Consider the following 14,351-nt stretch of genomic DNA (forward strand, 5'->3'; position numbering starts at 1 on the left):
GCTGCCCTGAACCGAGACAGCGAAGCCTTGGCATCCGAAGCCTTGGCATCCGAAGTGGGCTTTCAGCAGAGCAGCCCTGTGAGCCCACTCCCGACCTACTCAGGCGGGCGTGAAGCGGGCAAGATCGTGGATCCCGAATGTCTGCTCGATCGCCGTCACTCTCGCCACATACCTCTCGAATCCGTCCTCTCCGAATTTGCGCCGTTCGTCGCGCTCGAAGTCCTCTGCCATGGCGTCGAACTCATGCGCGGAGACGATGCCGCGCAGCTTTGGAAAGAGCTCCGTGTCCTCGCGCGCCTCGTGCGGCCTGTACATAGACACGAAGCTTTGAATGCACGCGATCAGGCGACTCCGGCTTTCACCCGGCACCTGGCTTGGCGGCACCAGGCCTAGAATTGTATCGGTGAGACGGCGGCCAGCCTGATGCTGCTGGTAGAGTACATTGACGAGCTCGACCATCTGCCCGGCTTTGCGAAAACGGGGAAATAGCTGCTGTTCCTCGTTACGCTCGTGATAGTCTTCGATGAATTCGTGAATGATGCCAGCGGCGCGCGCCAGGATAGCCACATCGAAATCCTCGCCGCGTGCAAACTTTTGCAAGCCCGCTTCGTAGACCAGCAGGACGCGGTTGAGCACTCCGTGCTCGCGCATCAGGTCTTCGGATGGCGTCACCGCCGTGGCCGGATCGGTCTCCGCCGCGTGCGCGCGGCTCGGACCGGCGGCGCTCGCGATCAATAATCCCGAAGTCGCATGAACAAGATGTCGACGGTCGAAAATGGGGTTCATCGCCGAACTCCTTGCTGAAGGCACCAGCGCGTCGTCTACGGCGCGTGCCGGGCTGTTGCAGTCCAACAGGCCCGATGCAGCGCAGTTCCTGACGCGGGGAGTCAGGAACCGACCCTGCCGGGAAGTGTTGTCGCCGCTATCAAAGAAGGAGTGACGCCCATGCGCCAGTCGCTGCTCGCGTTCACGCGAGTTCTGGCCTCGCTGGCGGCAGCAATGACGTTTGGCGCAGGACTTGCTTTCGCCGCCGGCGATCCCGCGGCGGGGGCAGCGGTTTTCGAGCGGGAATGCGCGTTGTGCCACACCATCGCCAAAGGCGACCCAAATCGCTTCGGACCCAATCTGTTCGGCATTGCCGAGCGCAAGGCCGCCACCGTGCCGGGATACGAGTACTCGCCGGAATTCATCACCATGGCGATCTGGACCTGGAGCCCCGACGCCATCGCGTCTTTCGCAATTGCCCCTGCTCTCACGATTCCCGGCAACAGGATGTCCATGTTCCAGGGCGTTCCGGATTCCGAGCTTGACGATCTCATCGCCTATTTGGCGGCCCAGAAATAGAGGCGCCCATGAGACTGCCGGTAGGGTTGCTCGCAGCCGTCGCTTTCGTTCAATTGTCCGTGCGGCCGGCATCCGTGTCGGCCCAGGAGACCGCCCAACCGGCTCCCGTCGAGATCGACGCGCATGACATCGGCGGTGCGGTCACAAGTGCGAACGGACCAGAAGTCGGCGTGTGGGTGATCGCCGAGACCCGAGATCTCGGGACGCGCTTCGCCAAGATCGTCGTGACGGACGATCTTGGCCGTTTCATAATCCCCGATCTTCCTGCGGCGCGCTATCAGGTCTGGGTCCGCGGCTATGGTCTTGTCGATTCACCGAAAGTCGACGGTGAGAGAGGGCAGCGGTTGAACCTGGAGGCGGCGGTCGCACCGGACCGTGCTGCGGCGGCGCAATACTATCCTGCAATCTACTGGTTCTCGCTGCTTAGGACTCCCGGACCGGACAAATTTCCCGGCACCGGCCCCAACGGCAATGGCATGCCGCGCGAATTCAAGACCCGCGATCAATGGCTCGACGTCATCAAGACCAATGGCTGCGGCAATTGTCATCAGATCGGCAATTATGCCACGCGCACAATGCCGCCGGCGTTCGAGCATTTCCAGTCCAGCATCGCCGCGTGGGCGCGCCGCCTGCAATCGGGCCCTGGCGGCACCACCATGGTTCGCACCATGGGACGCCTGTTGGCTCCCGACGGCGGCCATCTCGCCGCGCTCGCGGATTGGACCGACCGCGTCAAGGCGGGCGAGCTCCCGAAGTCCGCGCCGCCGCGGCCGACAGGCATCGAGCGCAATCTTGTCCTCACGGTGCGTGACTGGCTTGATCCAAAGCACTACCTGCACGACCTCGCGGCGACCGACAAGCGTCAGCCGACGGTGAATGCGAACGGCCCGCTCTATGGCGCGACCGAACTCTCCAGCAACACGATGCCGGTGCTCGATCCGATCCACAACGTCAAGAAAGTCATCTCCGTGCCGGTCCGCGAGCGGGAGGACACGCCGAGTTCGGCGCTGGCGAATCCGGTGTTCGCGTCCTCACCTTATTTCGGTCGCGAGCAAGTGTGGGACAGCCAAGTCAATGCTCATTCGCCGGCGATGGACCAGGAGGGCCGCATCTATTTCACCGCCCAGCTTCGCCCGCCGGCGGAGATCCCCGCCTATTGCGGCAAAGGCTCGCCGCTCCGTTCGGCGCAGCTTTATCCGCTGACGACGAAGCCAGAGGGTTTCAATCAGAACTCGCGTCAAGTGACGGTCTACGATCCGCGCAGCGAGAAGTTTACGTTCATCGACACCTGCTTCGGCACCCAGCACCTGAACTTTGCCGAAGACGATGCGAACACGCTCTGGTTCAGCAATAACACGCAAGGCAAGAACGCCGTCGTCGGTTGGTTGAATACCAAGAAGTTCTGGGAAACGCGCGATGCGGCGGCGGCGCAGGGCTGGAGCGCGCTCGTGGTCGACACCAACGGCAATGGCAGGCGCGATGAAGATTACAACGAGCCTGGCCAGCGGGCCGATCCCGGCAAGGATACCCACATTTCGTTCGGCCTTTATGGCATTTCCGCAAGCCCGCTCGACGGCTCGATCTGGGGCTCGAGCCTGCCGCATCCCGGCTACATCGTTCGCATCGATCCCGGAACGAATCCACCCGATACGGCGCTCGCCGAAGTCTACAAGGTGCCGTTGCCCGGCTACGGTATTCGCGGCATGGACGTTGATCGCAATGGCGTCGTCTGGGTGCCGCTCGACAGCGGGCATATCGGCAGCTTCGACCGGCGCAGATGCAAGGGTCCTCTCACCGGCCCGGGAGCCGAAACGGGCGACAAATGTCCCGAAGGCTGGAGCTTCTACCCGCTGCCGGGCCCGCCGCTGCAGGGCGACACCGGCGCGGCCGAGAACCCGTATTACGCCTGGGTCGATCAGCACAATATCCTCGGGCTGGGGGCGAACATACCGATCGCTACCGGCAATCAGTCCGATTCCCTGCACGCGCTGGTGGATGGCCGTATCGTCGAGCTGCGAGTGCCCTATCCCATGGGCTTCTTCGCCAAGCAGATCGATGGGCGGATCGACGATCCAACCGCGGGATGGAAGGGCCGCGCGCTCTGGGTAACCTCAGGCAATCGCACGCCCGTTCACATCGAAGGCATCGATGCATCCCATCCGGGCGCGCCGGGAGCAACCGATGATGCGCGGTCGAGCCCGCTGGTGGTGCAATTCCAGCTTCGTCCAAATCCGCTCGCGCACTAGATGTGAGCCCAGTCGGCTCTTTGCGAAAAACCGGGTAGGAGGGGGGTCTACGTGCTCGATGAACGTGTGCCGCCGTCGGTCATCGTGTCCCAAAGGTTAAGGCCGAACTTCTGGATCATCAGCTTCCACAGATCCTCAAAGATCTTCGCTCGCGGTTTTCGCCGCGGTCGTCGCGGCCACGCGAAACATGCTTGGGAGACCATTCAATTGATCGCGAGCCCGGACCGGGGGCTGTCTCTTCAATAGGAACTCGCTTCGTGCTGATGCGTCAGCTGATATGGCAAAGCTCGTCAAGATCCGATTTCACCAGTTCGGCGGCAATGACATGCTACGCGTCGACCGGCTCGAACAATCAGGTCCCGACGCGGGCCAGATCCTGGTCTCCGTCCGGGCCGCAAGCGTCAATCCCGTCGATTTCAAGATAAGGTCGGGCAAATACCCTTCCGTGCGGGAAGACCGCTTGCCCTATACGCCCGGCCGGGACGTCTGCGGAATCGTCACAACATGCGGCGCGCAGGCGACGCGCTTTCGTGTCGGCGACGAGGTCTTCGGCATGGTTCCTGTGTTCGGCGGCGGCTACGCCCAGCAGGTGGTCCTCGACGAGCGCGGGGCCGCGCACAAGCCCGCTCGGCTCGATCACGTTCATGCCGCCGCCATTCCGCTGGCAGGACAGACGGCGCATCAGGGCTTGTTCCGACACGGCCAGCTCAAGGCCGGAGAGACCGTCCTGATCCACGGCGGATCTGGCGGGGTCGGCCATTTCGCGATTCAGTTCGCCAAGGCAAAAGGCGCTCGCGTGCTGACGACGGTCTCGACGGAACATGTCGAGTTTGCGCGATCGCTCGGGGCTGACGTGGTGATCGACTACAAGACCCAGCGCTTCGAAGAAGTCGCCAAGAATGTCGACATGGTGTTCGACCTGATCGACGGCGAGACCCGCGAGCGTTCCTGGGCGCTTCTCAACAAGGGTGGTCGCCTGATCTCCACGTTGACAGCGCCCTCGCAGGATCGCGCAAAATCGCTGGGCGTGACGGCCATGCGCTACACCGTCGAGCCCGACGGCGAGGAACTGGCCGAGATCGGGAAGCTCGCCGACAGCAGCAAGCTCACGCCGCACATTCAAGCCACGTTCCCGCTCGAGCAGGCAGGACAGGCCCTGGCGACTGTGGAGCGCAGCCATACCGCCGGCAAGGTCGTGCTGACATGCGGATGAGCAGGAGCGCCTCATGAATACACCGAACCGCCGATCCCTGCTGGCCGCCGCGGCCGCTCTTGGCGCCACCGCAGCCGCCTCGGCGCAGCCGCGCAACGAGCCGGTGATCGGCGACAAGGGCGCGACCATCGTCGGGCCTCGCAACCCGGAGCGGGAGTCGCAAAACCCGGACATCTTACGGCCACCGTCGACCGACCATGGCTCGGTGCCGAACCTGCGGTTCTCGTTTGCGGATGCGCATATGAAGATCCGCACCGGCGGCTGGTCGCGCGAGGTCACGCAGCGAGAGCTGGCGGTTTCGACCACGATGGCCGGCGTGAACATGCGCCTGACCTCGGGCGGCGTCCGCGAGCTGCATTGGCACAAGCAGGCCGAATGGGCCTTCATGCTGGCCGGCAAGGCCCGCATCACTGCCGTCGACAATGACGGCCATAGTTTCATCGCCGATATCGGCCCCGGCGATCTCTGGTATTTTCCATCAGGCATTCCCCACTCGATCCAGGGACTGCCAGACGACGGTTGCGAATTCCTGCTGGCGTTTCCGGACGGCGAGTTCTCCGAGGACAGCACGTTTGCGATCACCGATTTGTTCGCCCACAACGATCCCGGCGTGCTGGCGAAGAACCTTGTCATCGATACAACGGCCCTCGGTCAGCTTCCCAAGCAGGAGCGCTTCATCTTTCAGGCCGGGCCGCCGCCACCGGCTCTCGAGGCAGACGCGGTGCACGACGCGCTCGGCGCCGTACCGCTCGATATGGTGTTCCACCTGACGCAGCAGCCGCCGGCGTCATCGCCAGGTGGCAACGTCCGCATCGCCGACACCCGCAACTTCAAGATCTCGACGGACGTTGCGGCGGCGCTGGTGGAGGTCAATCCCGGCCACATGCGCGAGCTGCACTGGCATCCGAACGCCGACGAATGGCAATATTACATCGCAGGCCAGGCGCGGATGACCGTATTTGCAGCCGAGGCGCGGGCGCGGACATTCGACTACCGTGCCGGCGACGTCGGTTACGTCCCGATGTCGATGAGCCATTTCATCGAGAACACCGGCGAGGAGCCGCTGCGCTTTCTCGAACTGTTCAAATCGCCGCGCTTCATGGATGTCTCGCTCGCGCAATGGATGGCGCTGACCCCGCCCGAGCTCGTTGCGGCGCATCTGAACATCGATCGAGCCGTGATCGAGAAACTGCGCAAGGACAAGCAGCCGGTTGTGTAGTCACTTGCGCCAGACGTCCATCAGCTCCTCGGCGGTCACCGGATCGACCTGCCCGTGAAAGCGCGCGCGGTACATCGTCATGAGGGCATCGTGCCCGACGTCGGACGAGCTGCACAGCGCGTCCTCGACGATGACGACCCTGAAGCCGAGATCGACCGCGCTCAGCACCGTCGAGAGACCGCAGATGTCGGTCTCGGCGCCGGTGATGACCATCGTGCCGATCCCCTGCTCGATAAGGAGACTTGCGAGCGCCGGATTGCTGAACGCCGAATAGGCCGGCTTGTCGGCAAACCGGCGGCATGCCGCGGGCGAGCTCCGGCACGGCTTCAAAGAGCGGGTAACGGATCAGGAGGACTGACGATCCCGACCGGCTATGCCATTATCGCTTGGAACCATCATCGGGCGCGGATGTTCGTTCCGGGCATCAGAGGAAACCCCGAGGCGCGATTTGCCGGTCCAGCGTTCGCTCGCCACCTCCACAAGGCGGCCCCGCGCGACAGCCGCGGGATGGATCATCGCGCTCATGGCCTGGGTCGCACTATCGCCGGCACAGGCAGCTCTCACCACTTCGCAGCTCGAACAGACTACCCTCGCGCCACACGTCAACGCGCAGCTTCCCATGCAGCTGCGTCTCAGCGATGCGAACGATCGCGCGGCACCGCTTGCGAGCTGGCTCGGGGCCGTCCCGACCGTGTGGATCCTGGCCGACTACACCTGCGAAACGCTGTGCGGGCCGGCGATCTCAATCGTCTCGAACGCGCTGGCCGATACCGGCCTCAATGCCGGCAAGGATTTTCGGCTCATCGTTGTCGGCTTCGATCCCAAGGACACCGCCGCCCAGGCGCTGGCCATGAAGAATGCGCAGCTGAGCCCAAGGAACGGACTCTCTGAACACACCGTGTTCCTGAGGACCGCTGCACCGGATGTTGGCGCCTTAACCGACGCATTCGGCGTGCGGCCCGTCTACGATCGCGAGCATGACCAATTTGCCCACCCCGCCGCCGCCTTCGTCGTGACGCCTGACGGGCGGATTTCTCGCACGCTCTCGGCCCTTGCGGTCGATGCCGCCAGCCTGCGGCTTGCGCTGGTCGAGGCGGGCCAAGGTCACGTCGGCGGCTGGAGCGACCAGATTCATCTACTCTGCTACGGCTTTGATCCCGCGAGCGGGACCTATACGCTCGCCGCGCGGCGGCTGCTGATCGCGACGTCCTCCGTCAGCATCGTCGTCCTTGCCCTGCTGATCGGGCTTCTGTTCCGGCGCGAGCACGCCACCAGATAGCGCCAAAAGGTTCCCCCTCCTCGGACCGCGTGAGAACCGCATCGAATGCCAGCCAGAAGATCGTGCCGAGGCAGAGCCCGGCCGCAATCAGCATTGCGCCCGTGATAGCCACGGACAGCCCACGAATTGCCGGCAGGATGAGGATCGCGGCTTCGAGCCAGCGCATCGCCAGCGTCAGTCCGCACAGCGCCAGCAGCCAATACGGGTCCGATCGCACCCGGCTGCTGAGCAGCGCGCAGAAGGGAAAGACGAACTGCCCGAATGAGAGCGCGGCGAGGACGAACTGCCAGCCGTTCTTCGATCGCGCCAGATACCAGGTGACCTCCTTGGGGATATTGCCCGACCAGATCACGATGTACTGCATGGCGTGGAGATAGCACCACAGCAGCAGTGCCGAGAGCAACAGGCCGCTATAGCCGCGGCTCGGGCCGATCTGTCGCATCGACAACAGGCCGGCCGCGATGACGAACGCGGTACCGTTGACCAGCAGGAAGCTGAGAAAGATCAGACCATAGATCGAGGAGTGAAATTCCGGTTCCAGCGATTCCAGCCAGTCGACCCCGGCGAACGAGACGGTGAGAGTCCACACGATCGATCCGACCGACGCGGCGCGCACCATGGCCTCGTCGTTGCGCCAGGCGCGCCGGAGCCATTGGGCGAGCGCGATCCAGATCAGGAAATAGAGCGCGGTCCGCAGCAGGAAGAACCACGGCATGAACCAGCGCGCCTTGAACGGCGGCAATGAGGAGCCGTCCGCGATCGCCGGATAGATCTCCCTTGTGAACAGCAGGATGGGAATGAAGGTCAGCGCGACGACGGGCAGGATGCCAGTGGTCGCGACGAAAACCGTGTGCAGCGTCTCGGTCCAGCGCCGGCGTACCAGATAGCTGGTCATGAAGACGATCAGCGCTCCGATCGGAATGGCGCCCCAGGCGCTCCAGGCGACGAGATAGGCCGCCGTGGTCGACCTGACGTCGATAACGAAGCCGGCGATCAGGACCAGACCCGACACCGCCGCCACCCCCCTCCTCGCGCTGCGACTCGTCATGGCTGGCTCTCCAGCCTGGCACGTTCGTCCGCCGGTACGTCGTCGAGCGAAGCCTGACGGCTGAGCTGAAGCGCGCGGATATAGGCAACGATCGCCCAGCGATCTGCTGGCGGCACGCGGGCCGCATAGGAATACATCGCACCATGTCCGTTGGTGATGACGTCGAAGAAGTATTGATCTTCCGCGCTGCGCAACCGATCGTCGTGATAGCTCGTCGGGCGCGGCATGCCGCGCTGGACGACCATACCGGTGCCGTCGCCGCCAGCGCCGTGGCACGGCGAGCAGAAAATGCCGAAGCGTTCGCGCCCCCGCGCCAGCAACCCGGCCGACAGCACAGGTTTCGTGTTGCTTGCCTTCTCCCGCTCCAAATCATCGCGAGCGACCGTGTTTTCCGGCGGCCGCCGCAGCACGCTGCCGCGGAACAGCGGCGCGCGCGAGTATTCGCTGTAGCGCGGCTGCTCGTCCATGTTCTGGTCACAGCCGGCGAGCAGACCGGCAAGCGCAACGAGGGCCAGCCACCAGTTCATTCCGGCACGAGCTCCACGGACAGCGCGCCGATCCCGTTGAGAAAGGCCAGCGTCTCGCTTGCGTCGAACCTGGCGTCCTCCGCGCTCACGCACAGGAAGAAGCGGTCCTTGCTGGCGCGGTGAAACCGCTCGCCGTTGAACACGGGATAGCTGAGCCGCGGCAGCCAGTTCTGCCACAGCATCCCGAACAGCATGGCGAGCGCGGAGAACAGGATGGTGAGCTCGAAAGTCACGACCGCGAAGGCCGAGACCGGATAGATCGGACGTCCCCCGACATTGAGCGGGTAGTCGAAATTCGTGAAGAACTGCATGGCGAGCGCGGTGCCTGCGCCCGCGATGGCGCCGCCGAGCCCGATGAATGAGATAGTCGGCCGCGGAAACCGCGAGATGCGATCCAACCCCTCGACCGGGAACGGCGTGAAGGCATCGAGATAGCGGTAACCGGCCTCCCTCGCCTTGCGAGTTGCCGCCAGCAGGTCCTCCGGGGTGCTGAATTCCGCCAGTGCGCCATAGAGCTGCTCAGCCATGCTGATGCTCCTCCTTCTCCTCATGGAGAAGCTCCTTGCTCTCGAAGATCGAGATCATGGGAACGAGCCTGATGGCGATGAGGAACGGCACGAGGAACAGCCCAATCGTGCCGAAATAAGTCGACCAGTCCCAGAAGGTCGGCGTGAAGTGGCTCCACGACGAGACCAGGAAGTCGCGATAAAGGCTGGTGACCAGGATCATGTAGCGCTCGAGCCACATTCCGACCACGACGGACGCCGAGATCAAGAGCAGCATCCATCCGCTTCGCCGTACCCTGCGTAGCCATAGCGCCTGCAGCGGGATGAAGTTGAAGATGACGGCGCCCCAATAGGTCCAGGCGTAGGCGCCGGCGAAACGATCGACCAGCGTCTGTATTTCGTGAGGCTCACCCGAATAAATCGCGTCGAACACCTCGAAGACGTAGCCGTACCCCGTCATCAGGCCGGTCGCGAGCAGGACCACCCCCAGCACATCGAGATGATCGTCGGTCACAAGGTTCTTCAGCCCGAACCAGGAGCGTAGCGACACTGCGATGATAGAGACGACCGCGAAGCCGGAGAAGGCCGCGCCCAGCACAAAGTATGGCGGGAAGATCGTCGAGTGCCAGCCCGGGATCTGCCCGGCCGCGAACAACAACGACACCTCGCTGTGAACGGAGACGACCAGCGGCACGGCGAGCCCAGCGGTCAAACGGTACGCCTGCTGCCAGCGCTGCCAGTGCCTGGCCGACCCGCGCCATCCGAGCGCCGCGACGCCGAAGAAAATCTGCCAGCCGCGCCGCGTTGCGCGATCACGTGCCGCGGCTAGATCAGGGATCAGACCGGTGTACCAGAAGGCCAGCGAGACCGTCAGATAGGTCAGCACCGCCCAGATGTCCCATTCCAAAGGGCTGCGGAATTGCGGCCACACGCCCATCGTCGCCGGATAGGGCAACATCCAGTAGACGTACCAGGGCCGGCCGAGATGCAGAATCGGATAGATGCCGGCGCAGACCACCGCAAACAGCGTCATGGTCTCGGCGAAACGATTGAGCGAATTCCGCCACTCGCTGCCGGTGAGCAGCAGCAGCGCGGAGATCAGCGTGCCGGCATGGCCGATGCCGAGCCACCAGACGTAATTGTGGATGGCGAAGGCCCAGTTGACGGGAATGTTGATGCCCCAGATGCCAACGCCGCGCGTGAACAGCTCGACCACCGAAACTATCAGCAACAACAGCAGCGCGCTCGCGACCGTCATCGCGATCACCCAGCGCCGGTCGGCCGGAAAATGCAGGGGAATGCCAGTGAGCTGCTCGGCGATGCCGCCCATGCTCTGGCGCGTCGGCAGGATCTCGGATTGCTCGCTCATCCCGACCTCGATTCCGTTTCATCGTCGCGCCAGCGGGCCAGGTAAGTCGTACGCGGCCGGGTCCCTAGCTCCTCGAGCAGCACGTAATGCCGGCCGTCGCGCTTGAGCCGCGAGACCTCCGAATTCGGATCGTTGATGTCGCCGAACACGATCGCCGTGGTGGGACAGGCCTGCTGGCAGGCGGTGACCACCTCACCGTCACGTATCGGACGGTTCTCCTTGTCCGCAGCAACGTGCGCCGCCTCGATGCGCTGGGTGCAATAGGTGCACTTCTCCATGACGCCGCGCGAGCGCACGGTGACATCGGGATTATGAGCGGCATGCTCCGATGAATCGGCAGGCGGACGATAGTCGTAGAAATTGAAGCGCCGCACCTTGTAGGGGCAGTAACTGGAGCAAGTCCGCGTGCCGATGCAGCGGTTATAGACCATTTGGTTGACGCCTTCAGGACTGTGCGTGGTCGCATTGACCGGACAGCCCATTTCGCAAGGTGCGTCCTCGCAATGCATGCACGGCACCGGCTCGAAAAAGCTGCGCGGCTCCGCGACGTCGCCGGTGTAGTAGCGCGCGATCCGCAGCCAGTGCATCTCTCGGCCGGCCCTGACCTGATCCGCCCCGACCACGGGCACGTTGTTCTCTGCCGTGCACGCCGTCACGCAGGCATTGCAACCGATACAGCTGTCGAGATCGATCACCATGCCCCAGGCGTTCTTCGACGACGGCCAGGGCGCGTAAAGACTGGCCTGCTCGGGCTTGGCGCGCTCGACCTGACCTGGACTGATCTCCCGGGCGAGATCAAAGCCGTCGAGGCGATGATGCAGCTGGGTCACTGCGAGATCTTCGCGGGTCTCGAGCTTGCGCAGGCTTCCCTGCGCCAGCCACGGTTCGGCCGGGGGCCGCACCTGGTAGGCGTCGTAGCCGAGATTGTCGCCGACCCGTCCCGCGCGGGTGCGGCCATAGCCAAGGTAGAGCGCAACCGTATTGTCGGCCTGGCCCGGCATGATCCAGAGCGGGCCCTCGACCTGACGCGCACCGACGGTCACCTCGACATGATCGCCATTGGCCGCCGAGAAGCGTTTTGCCAGCGCCGGGCTCACCGCGATAACGTTGCTCCAGGTCACCGTCGTCAGCGTCTTCGGAAGCTCCTGAAGCCAGCCGACATTGGCGAATTGGCCATCCCAGACCGTCGGGTCCGGCTGAAACACGATGTCGAGTCCCCCGGTCTTGTTTGGGGACGCAATCGCGTTGCTTGCGGGCGACGCGGTGACGAACGGTGCCGCCCCCGCGATAAAGCCGTCGTGCAGCGCTTGCTTCCATCGCGCCTCGAACGCGTCGCCAAAGCTTGCCCGCCAGGTTTCGCGAATTGCAGCGTCCGGCGTCTGATCAACCTCACCAAGCAGCCTCGCCAGGATGTAATGCACCGATCTGACGTCATAGAATGGTGAGATAACGGGCTGAAGGATCGTCGCGGTGCCATCGACGGCGCGCGCGTCGCTCCAGCTCTCCAGCGGATGTGCAAGGGGAAGCTGCCACTCGCAGAGTGCGCCGGTCTCGTCGCGGTGCAGGCCGAGATGAAGCGAGGATCGAACGCGCTTGATGGCATCTCCAACATTGAGCTCACCGGGTGCGCTGTAGACGGGATTGCAATCGAGCACGAGGAGAGAGCTGACGCGCTCGGCATTGATATCGGACACCAGGTCGGCCAGCGTTGCTGCATCAGCCGGCCCTGCGACCGGCGCGGTCAACATCAGCGTTTGACCGGCATTGCCGAACTGCTGGTTGATCCGCGCAACCCAGACCGCCGCGGCCACGCCGCCGCTCAAACCCGAGACGAACAGCGCGCGCCCTGCCCGGTCCTTGCAGGCCGCGACCACGCGCGCAATCCAGTCCGCTTCCGCCCCGGTCACGTCCGGCTTCGAGGCGCCGGCCACACCGATCGCGTTTGCCAGCGCCTCCGCGATCACAGGCATCCGCCTTGCGTCAGCGATCAGTCGATGCGCTGCCAGGGCACCGGTTGCCGTCGGCACACTCTCCGCCATGAACAGCCGATTGCCCGGCCGATCGCTGGACCGCCGCCGCGCTTGCGCCCAACCCAGCGCATTGCGCACTTGATCAGGCCCCGGTCCCAGAAAATCATCGTCGAGGCCGACAACGACATCGCAGTCCGCAAGTCCATAATGGAGATCGATGGGCTGCCCGTAGACTGCGGCCGTGATCTGCCTTCTCGCCTCACGTCCCGTGGCGGCATGGACGTGAACGCGCGCTTTCGGAAATTGCTTCCGGAACGCATCGATCTGGCGCAGCAACGTCGGCGACGTCGTCGGCCCCAGCAGCAGCCTGACGCCCTCGCCCTGGTCGATGCGCCAGTTCTCGCGCATCACGCCGATCGCCGACTCCACGTCGCCCCAGCTCACCGCTTCGCCATGTCGCGCCGGCGCGGCCGCACGGTCGGGATCATAGAGTTGCAGCACCGCGCTCTGCATGAAGATGTCGCTGCGGCTCTGCGTTGCCGGATGCCCCGGATTGCCGTCGAGCTTGGTCGGCCGCCCCGCATGGGCCGTGGCGATCACCGGCTGCGCGTAACCATCGAGCAGCACCGCGGTCGCATAATAGCGCGGCAAGCCGATGGTTTCGCTCGCCGGCCGGTCGACATAAGGCAACGCCGTGACGAACGAGCTTTTCTCGCACCCAGTCAGCCCTGCCAGCGCAAAGGATGCGCCCATCAGCTTCAAGAATTCGCGACGCGCGGTCTTGGAGAATTCGTGGACCGCCGGATATTCCGCGTCGATGAAGGCCTGAAACCCGGGATCGTCCGACAGCTCTTCGATCCCTGCCCACGCGCGCGGTCCATCCGCCGGTTGATGGTCGATGCGGCGCTTCATCGGTGACACACGTAGCAATACGTGAGCTCGCCGAAGCGAATGCCGTCATGGGCAGCGATCGCGTCGCCCTCCCTGCGCGCATCCGCGGGCGGCGTCCACGCCATATCTGTGATGTGGTCCGGTGGACGTAGATGAGGTGCAGGATCGCGGTGGCAATCGATGCAAAACTGCATCGTGAACGCCTTGGCGCGATAGGTCAGCGCCATCTGGTCGATACGGCCGTGGCAGTTTTCACAGCCGACGCCCTTGGCAATATGGATGTCGTGCCGGAAGAACACGTAGTCCGGCAGTTTCGCGACGCGCGTCCATGGGATCGGCGCGTTGTCGGCAAGGCTCTTTCGCACCGGTTCCAGCATCGACGCGTTGGTCCATATCTGGGAGTGACATGTCATGCAGGTCTCGGTCGGCGGGAGGCCGGCTTGCAGGCCGGCCTCGACATTGCTGTGGCAATAGCGGCAGTCGATACCGAGTTCCCCGGCATGGTGGCGGTGGCTGAACGGCACCGGCTGATGCGGACGTATGTCGGTCTCGGTCATGTACGTCGAATGCGCGAAGCCGACAGCGGCCACGATGCTGCCGCCGGCAAGCGACAGGCCGCCGATCAGGAACAGGCGAATCCACGTGTCCGCCACAGGTGAGAATATTTGAGCCATTCTCGCCGTGACCTGAGAGCGAGCTGTCCGGTCGACAATCTGGTTGCCCGGCGTTGGTTCCTAAG

The 14,351-nt window shown here is 64.0% G+C and carries 13 protein-coding genes; 5 read left to right on the plus strand and 8 right to left on the minus strand.

From position 1 onward, the window contains the following. Positions 1 to 99: 99 nt before the first annotated feature. A complete protein-coding gene (locus JJE66_RS23500; RefSeq protein WP_200516857.1) occupies positions 100 to 786 on the minus strand; it encodes a hemerythrin domain-containing protein in 687 nt (228 codons plus the stop codon). Positions 787 to 945: 159 nt separating this feature from the next. Between JJE66_RS23500 and JJE66_RS23505 the strand changes: the two genes are divergently transcribed. The 4 genes from JJE66_RS23505 to JJE66_RS23520 all read left to right on the plus strand — a co-directional run bounded on the left by JJE66_RS23505 (position 946) and on the right by JJE66_RS23520 (position 6,022). Continuing rightward, positions 946 to 1,344 carry a cytochrome c family protein gene (locus tag JJE66_RS23505; protein ID WP_200516858.1) on the plus strand — a complete coding sequence of 133 codons (399 nt, stop codon included), beginning with the start codon at positions 946 to 948 and terminating at the stop codon, positions 1,342 to 1,344. An 8-nt stretch (positions 1,345 to 1,352) separates the two neighbouring features. Beyond that, entirely contained in the window at positions 1,353 to 3,590 is a 2,238-nt protein-coding gene (locus tag JJE66_RS23510) for a carboxypeptidase-like regulatory domain-containing protein (RefSeq protein ID WP_200516859.1), read from the plus strand. A gap of 277 nt (positions 3,591 to 3,867) precedes the next feature. Further along, the gene (locus JJE66_RS23515) at positions 3,868 to 4,803 is read left to right on the plus strand and encodes an NADP-dependent oxidoreductase (protein WP_200516860.1); all 936 of its coding nucleotides are present in this window, start codon (positions 3,868 to 3,870) and stop codon (positions 4,801 to 4,803) included. A gap of 13 nt (positions 4,804 to 4,816) precedes the next feature. After that, positions 4,817 to 6,022, plus strand: coding sequence for an oxalate decarboxylase family bicupin (locus JJE66_RS23520; protein WP_200516861.1), 1,206 nt, complete (start codon positions 4,817 to 4,819; stop codon positions 6,020 to 6,022). Here the strand turns inward: JJE66_RS23520 and JJE66_RS23525 are convergent, their stop codons facing one another. Next, a complete protein-coding gene (locus tag JJE66_RS23525) occupies positions 6,023 to 6,352 on the minus strand; it encodes an isochorismatase family protein (protein ID WP_246756517.1) in 330 nt (109 codons plus the stop codon). It lies immediately after the preceding gene. A gap of 193 nt (positions 6,353 to 6,545) precedes the next feature. Between JJE66_RS23525 and JJE66_RS23530 the strand changes: the two genes are divergently transcribed. Continuing rightward, positions 6,546 to 7,301, plus strand: a complete 756-nt coding sequence (locus JJE66_RS23530) for an SCO family protein (protein WP_200516862.1) — start codon at positions 6,546 to 6,548, stop codon at positions 7,299 to 7,301. On the opposite strand, the gene JJE66_RS23535 is transcribed toward JJE66_RS23530, so the two are convergent. From JJE66_RS23535 to JJE66_RS23560, 6 genes are read right to left on the minus strand one after another with little or no spacing between them, the layout of a single operon-like run. After that, positions 7,237 to 8,349, minus strand: a complete 1,113-nt coding sequence (locus tag JJE66_RS23535; protein ID WP_200516863.1) for a hypothetical protein — start codon at positions 8,347 to 8,349, stop codon at positions 7,237 to 7,239. The two genes, JJE66_RS23530 and JJE66_RS23535, sit on opposite strands and share 65 nt — an antisense overlap. Then, positions 8,346 to 8,876 carry a cytochrome c gene (locus JJE66_RS23540; RefSeq protein WP_200516864.1) on the minus strand — a complete coding sequence of 177 codons (531 nt, stop codon included), beginning with the start codon at positions 8,874 to 8,876 and terminating at the stop codon, positions 8,346 to 8,348. The genes JJE66_RS23535 and JJE66_RS23540 overlap by 4 nt, the downstream gene beginning before the upstream one ends. Beyond that, the gene (locus tag JJE66_RS23545) at positions 8,873 to 9,403 is read right to left on the minus strand and encodes a DUF3341 domain-containing protein (RefSeq protein WP_200516865.1); all 531 of its coding nucleotides are present in this window, start codon (positions 9,401 to 9,403) and stop codon (positions 8,873 to 8,875) included. Before JJE66_RS23545 ends, JJE66_RS23540 begins: the two co-directional genes overlap by 4 nt. Next, a complete protein-coding gene (gene nrfD / locus JJE66_RS23550) occupies positions 9,396 to 10,751 on the minus strand; it encodes an NrfD/PsrC family molybdoenzyme membrane anchor subunit (protein WP_246756518.1) in 1,356 nt (451 codons plus the stop codon). The genes JJE66_RS23545 and nrfD overlap by 8 nt, the downstream gene beginning before the upstream one ends. Next, a complete protein-coding gene (locus JJE66_RS23555) occupies positions 10,748 to 13,633 on the minus strand; it encodes a TAT-variant-translocated molybdopterin oxidoreductase (RefSeq protein WP_200516866.1) in 2,886 nt (961 codons plus the stop codon). Before JJE66_RS23555 ends, nrfD begins: the two co-directional genes overlap by 4 nt. After that, complete coding sequence (locus JJE66_RS23560; RefSeq protein ID WP_200516867.1) at positions 13,630 to 14,286, minus strand: cytochrome c3 family protein; 657 nt, start codon at positions 14,284 to 14,286, stop codon at positions 13,630 to 13,632. Before JJE66_RS23560 ends, JJE66_RS23555 begins: the two co-directional genes overlap by 4 nt. Positions 14,287 to 14,351: the final 65 nt, after the last annotated feature.

The organism is Bradyrhizobium diazoefficiens, from assembly GCF_016612535.1.
GTDB lineage: Bacteria > Pseudomonadota > Alphaproteobacteria > Rhizobiales > Xanthobacteraceae > Bradyrhizobium > Bradyrhizobium diazoefficiens_C.

What these genes read in the sequence shown, in the direction of transcription:
- JJE66_RS23500 (WP_200516857.1), bottom strand. Translation starts at nt 786, where the DNA reads ATGAACCCCATTTTCGACCGTCGACATCTTGTTCATGCGACTTCGGGA.
- JJE66_RS23505 (WP_200516858.1), top strand. Translation starts at nt 946, where the DNA reads ATGCGCCAGTCGCTGCTCGCGTTCACGCGAGTTCTGGCCTCGCTGGCG.
- JJE66_RS23510 (WP_200516859.1), top strand. Translation starts at nt 1,353, where the DNA reads ATGAGACTGCCGGTAGGGTTGCTCGCAGCCGTCGCTTTCGTTCAATTG.
- JJE66_RS23515 (WP_200516860.1), top strand. Translation starts at nt 3,868, where the DNA reads ATGGCAAAGCTCGTCAAGATCCGATTTCACCAGTTCGGCGGCAATGAC.
- JJE66_RS23520 (WP_200516861.1), top strand. Translation starts at nt 4,817, where the DNA reads ATGAATACACCGAACCGCCGATCCCTGCTGGCCGCCGCGGCCGCTCTT.
- JJE66_RS23530 (WP_200516862.1), top strand. Translation starts at nt 6,546, where the DNA reads ATGGCCTGGGTCGCACTATCGCCGGCACAGGCAGCTCTCACCACTTCG.
- JJE66_RS23535 (WP_200516863.1), bottom strand. Translation starts at nt 8,349, where the DNA reads ATGACGAGTCGCAGCGCGAGGAGGGGGGTGGCGGCGGTGTCGGGTCTG.
- JJE66_RS23540 (WP_200516864.1), bottom strand. Translation starts at nt 8,876, where the DNA reads ATGAACTGGTGGCTGGCCCTCGTTGCGCTTGCCGGTCTGCTCGCCGGC.
- JJE66_RS23545 (WP_200516865.1), bottom strand. Translation starts at nt 9,403, where the DNA reads ATGGCTGAGCAGCTCTATGGCGCACTGGCGGAATTCAGCACCCCGGAG.
- nrfD (WP_246756518.1), bottom strand. Translation starts at nt 10,751, where the DNA reads ATGAGCGAGCAATCCGAGATCCTGCCGACGCGCCAGAGCATGGGCGGC.
- JJE66_RS23555 (WP_200516866.1), bottom strand. Translation starts at nt 13,633, where the DNA reads ATGAAGCGCCGCATCGACCATCAACCGGCGGATGGACCGCGCGCGTGG.
- JJE66_RS23560 (WP_200516867.1), bottom strand. Translation starts at nt 14,286, where the DNA reads ATGGCTCAAATATTCTCACCTGTGGCGGACACGTGGATTCGCCTGTTC.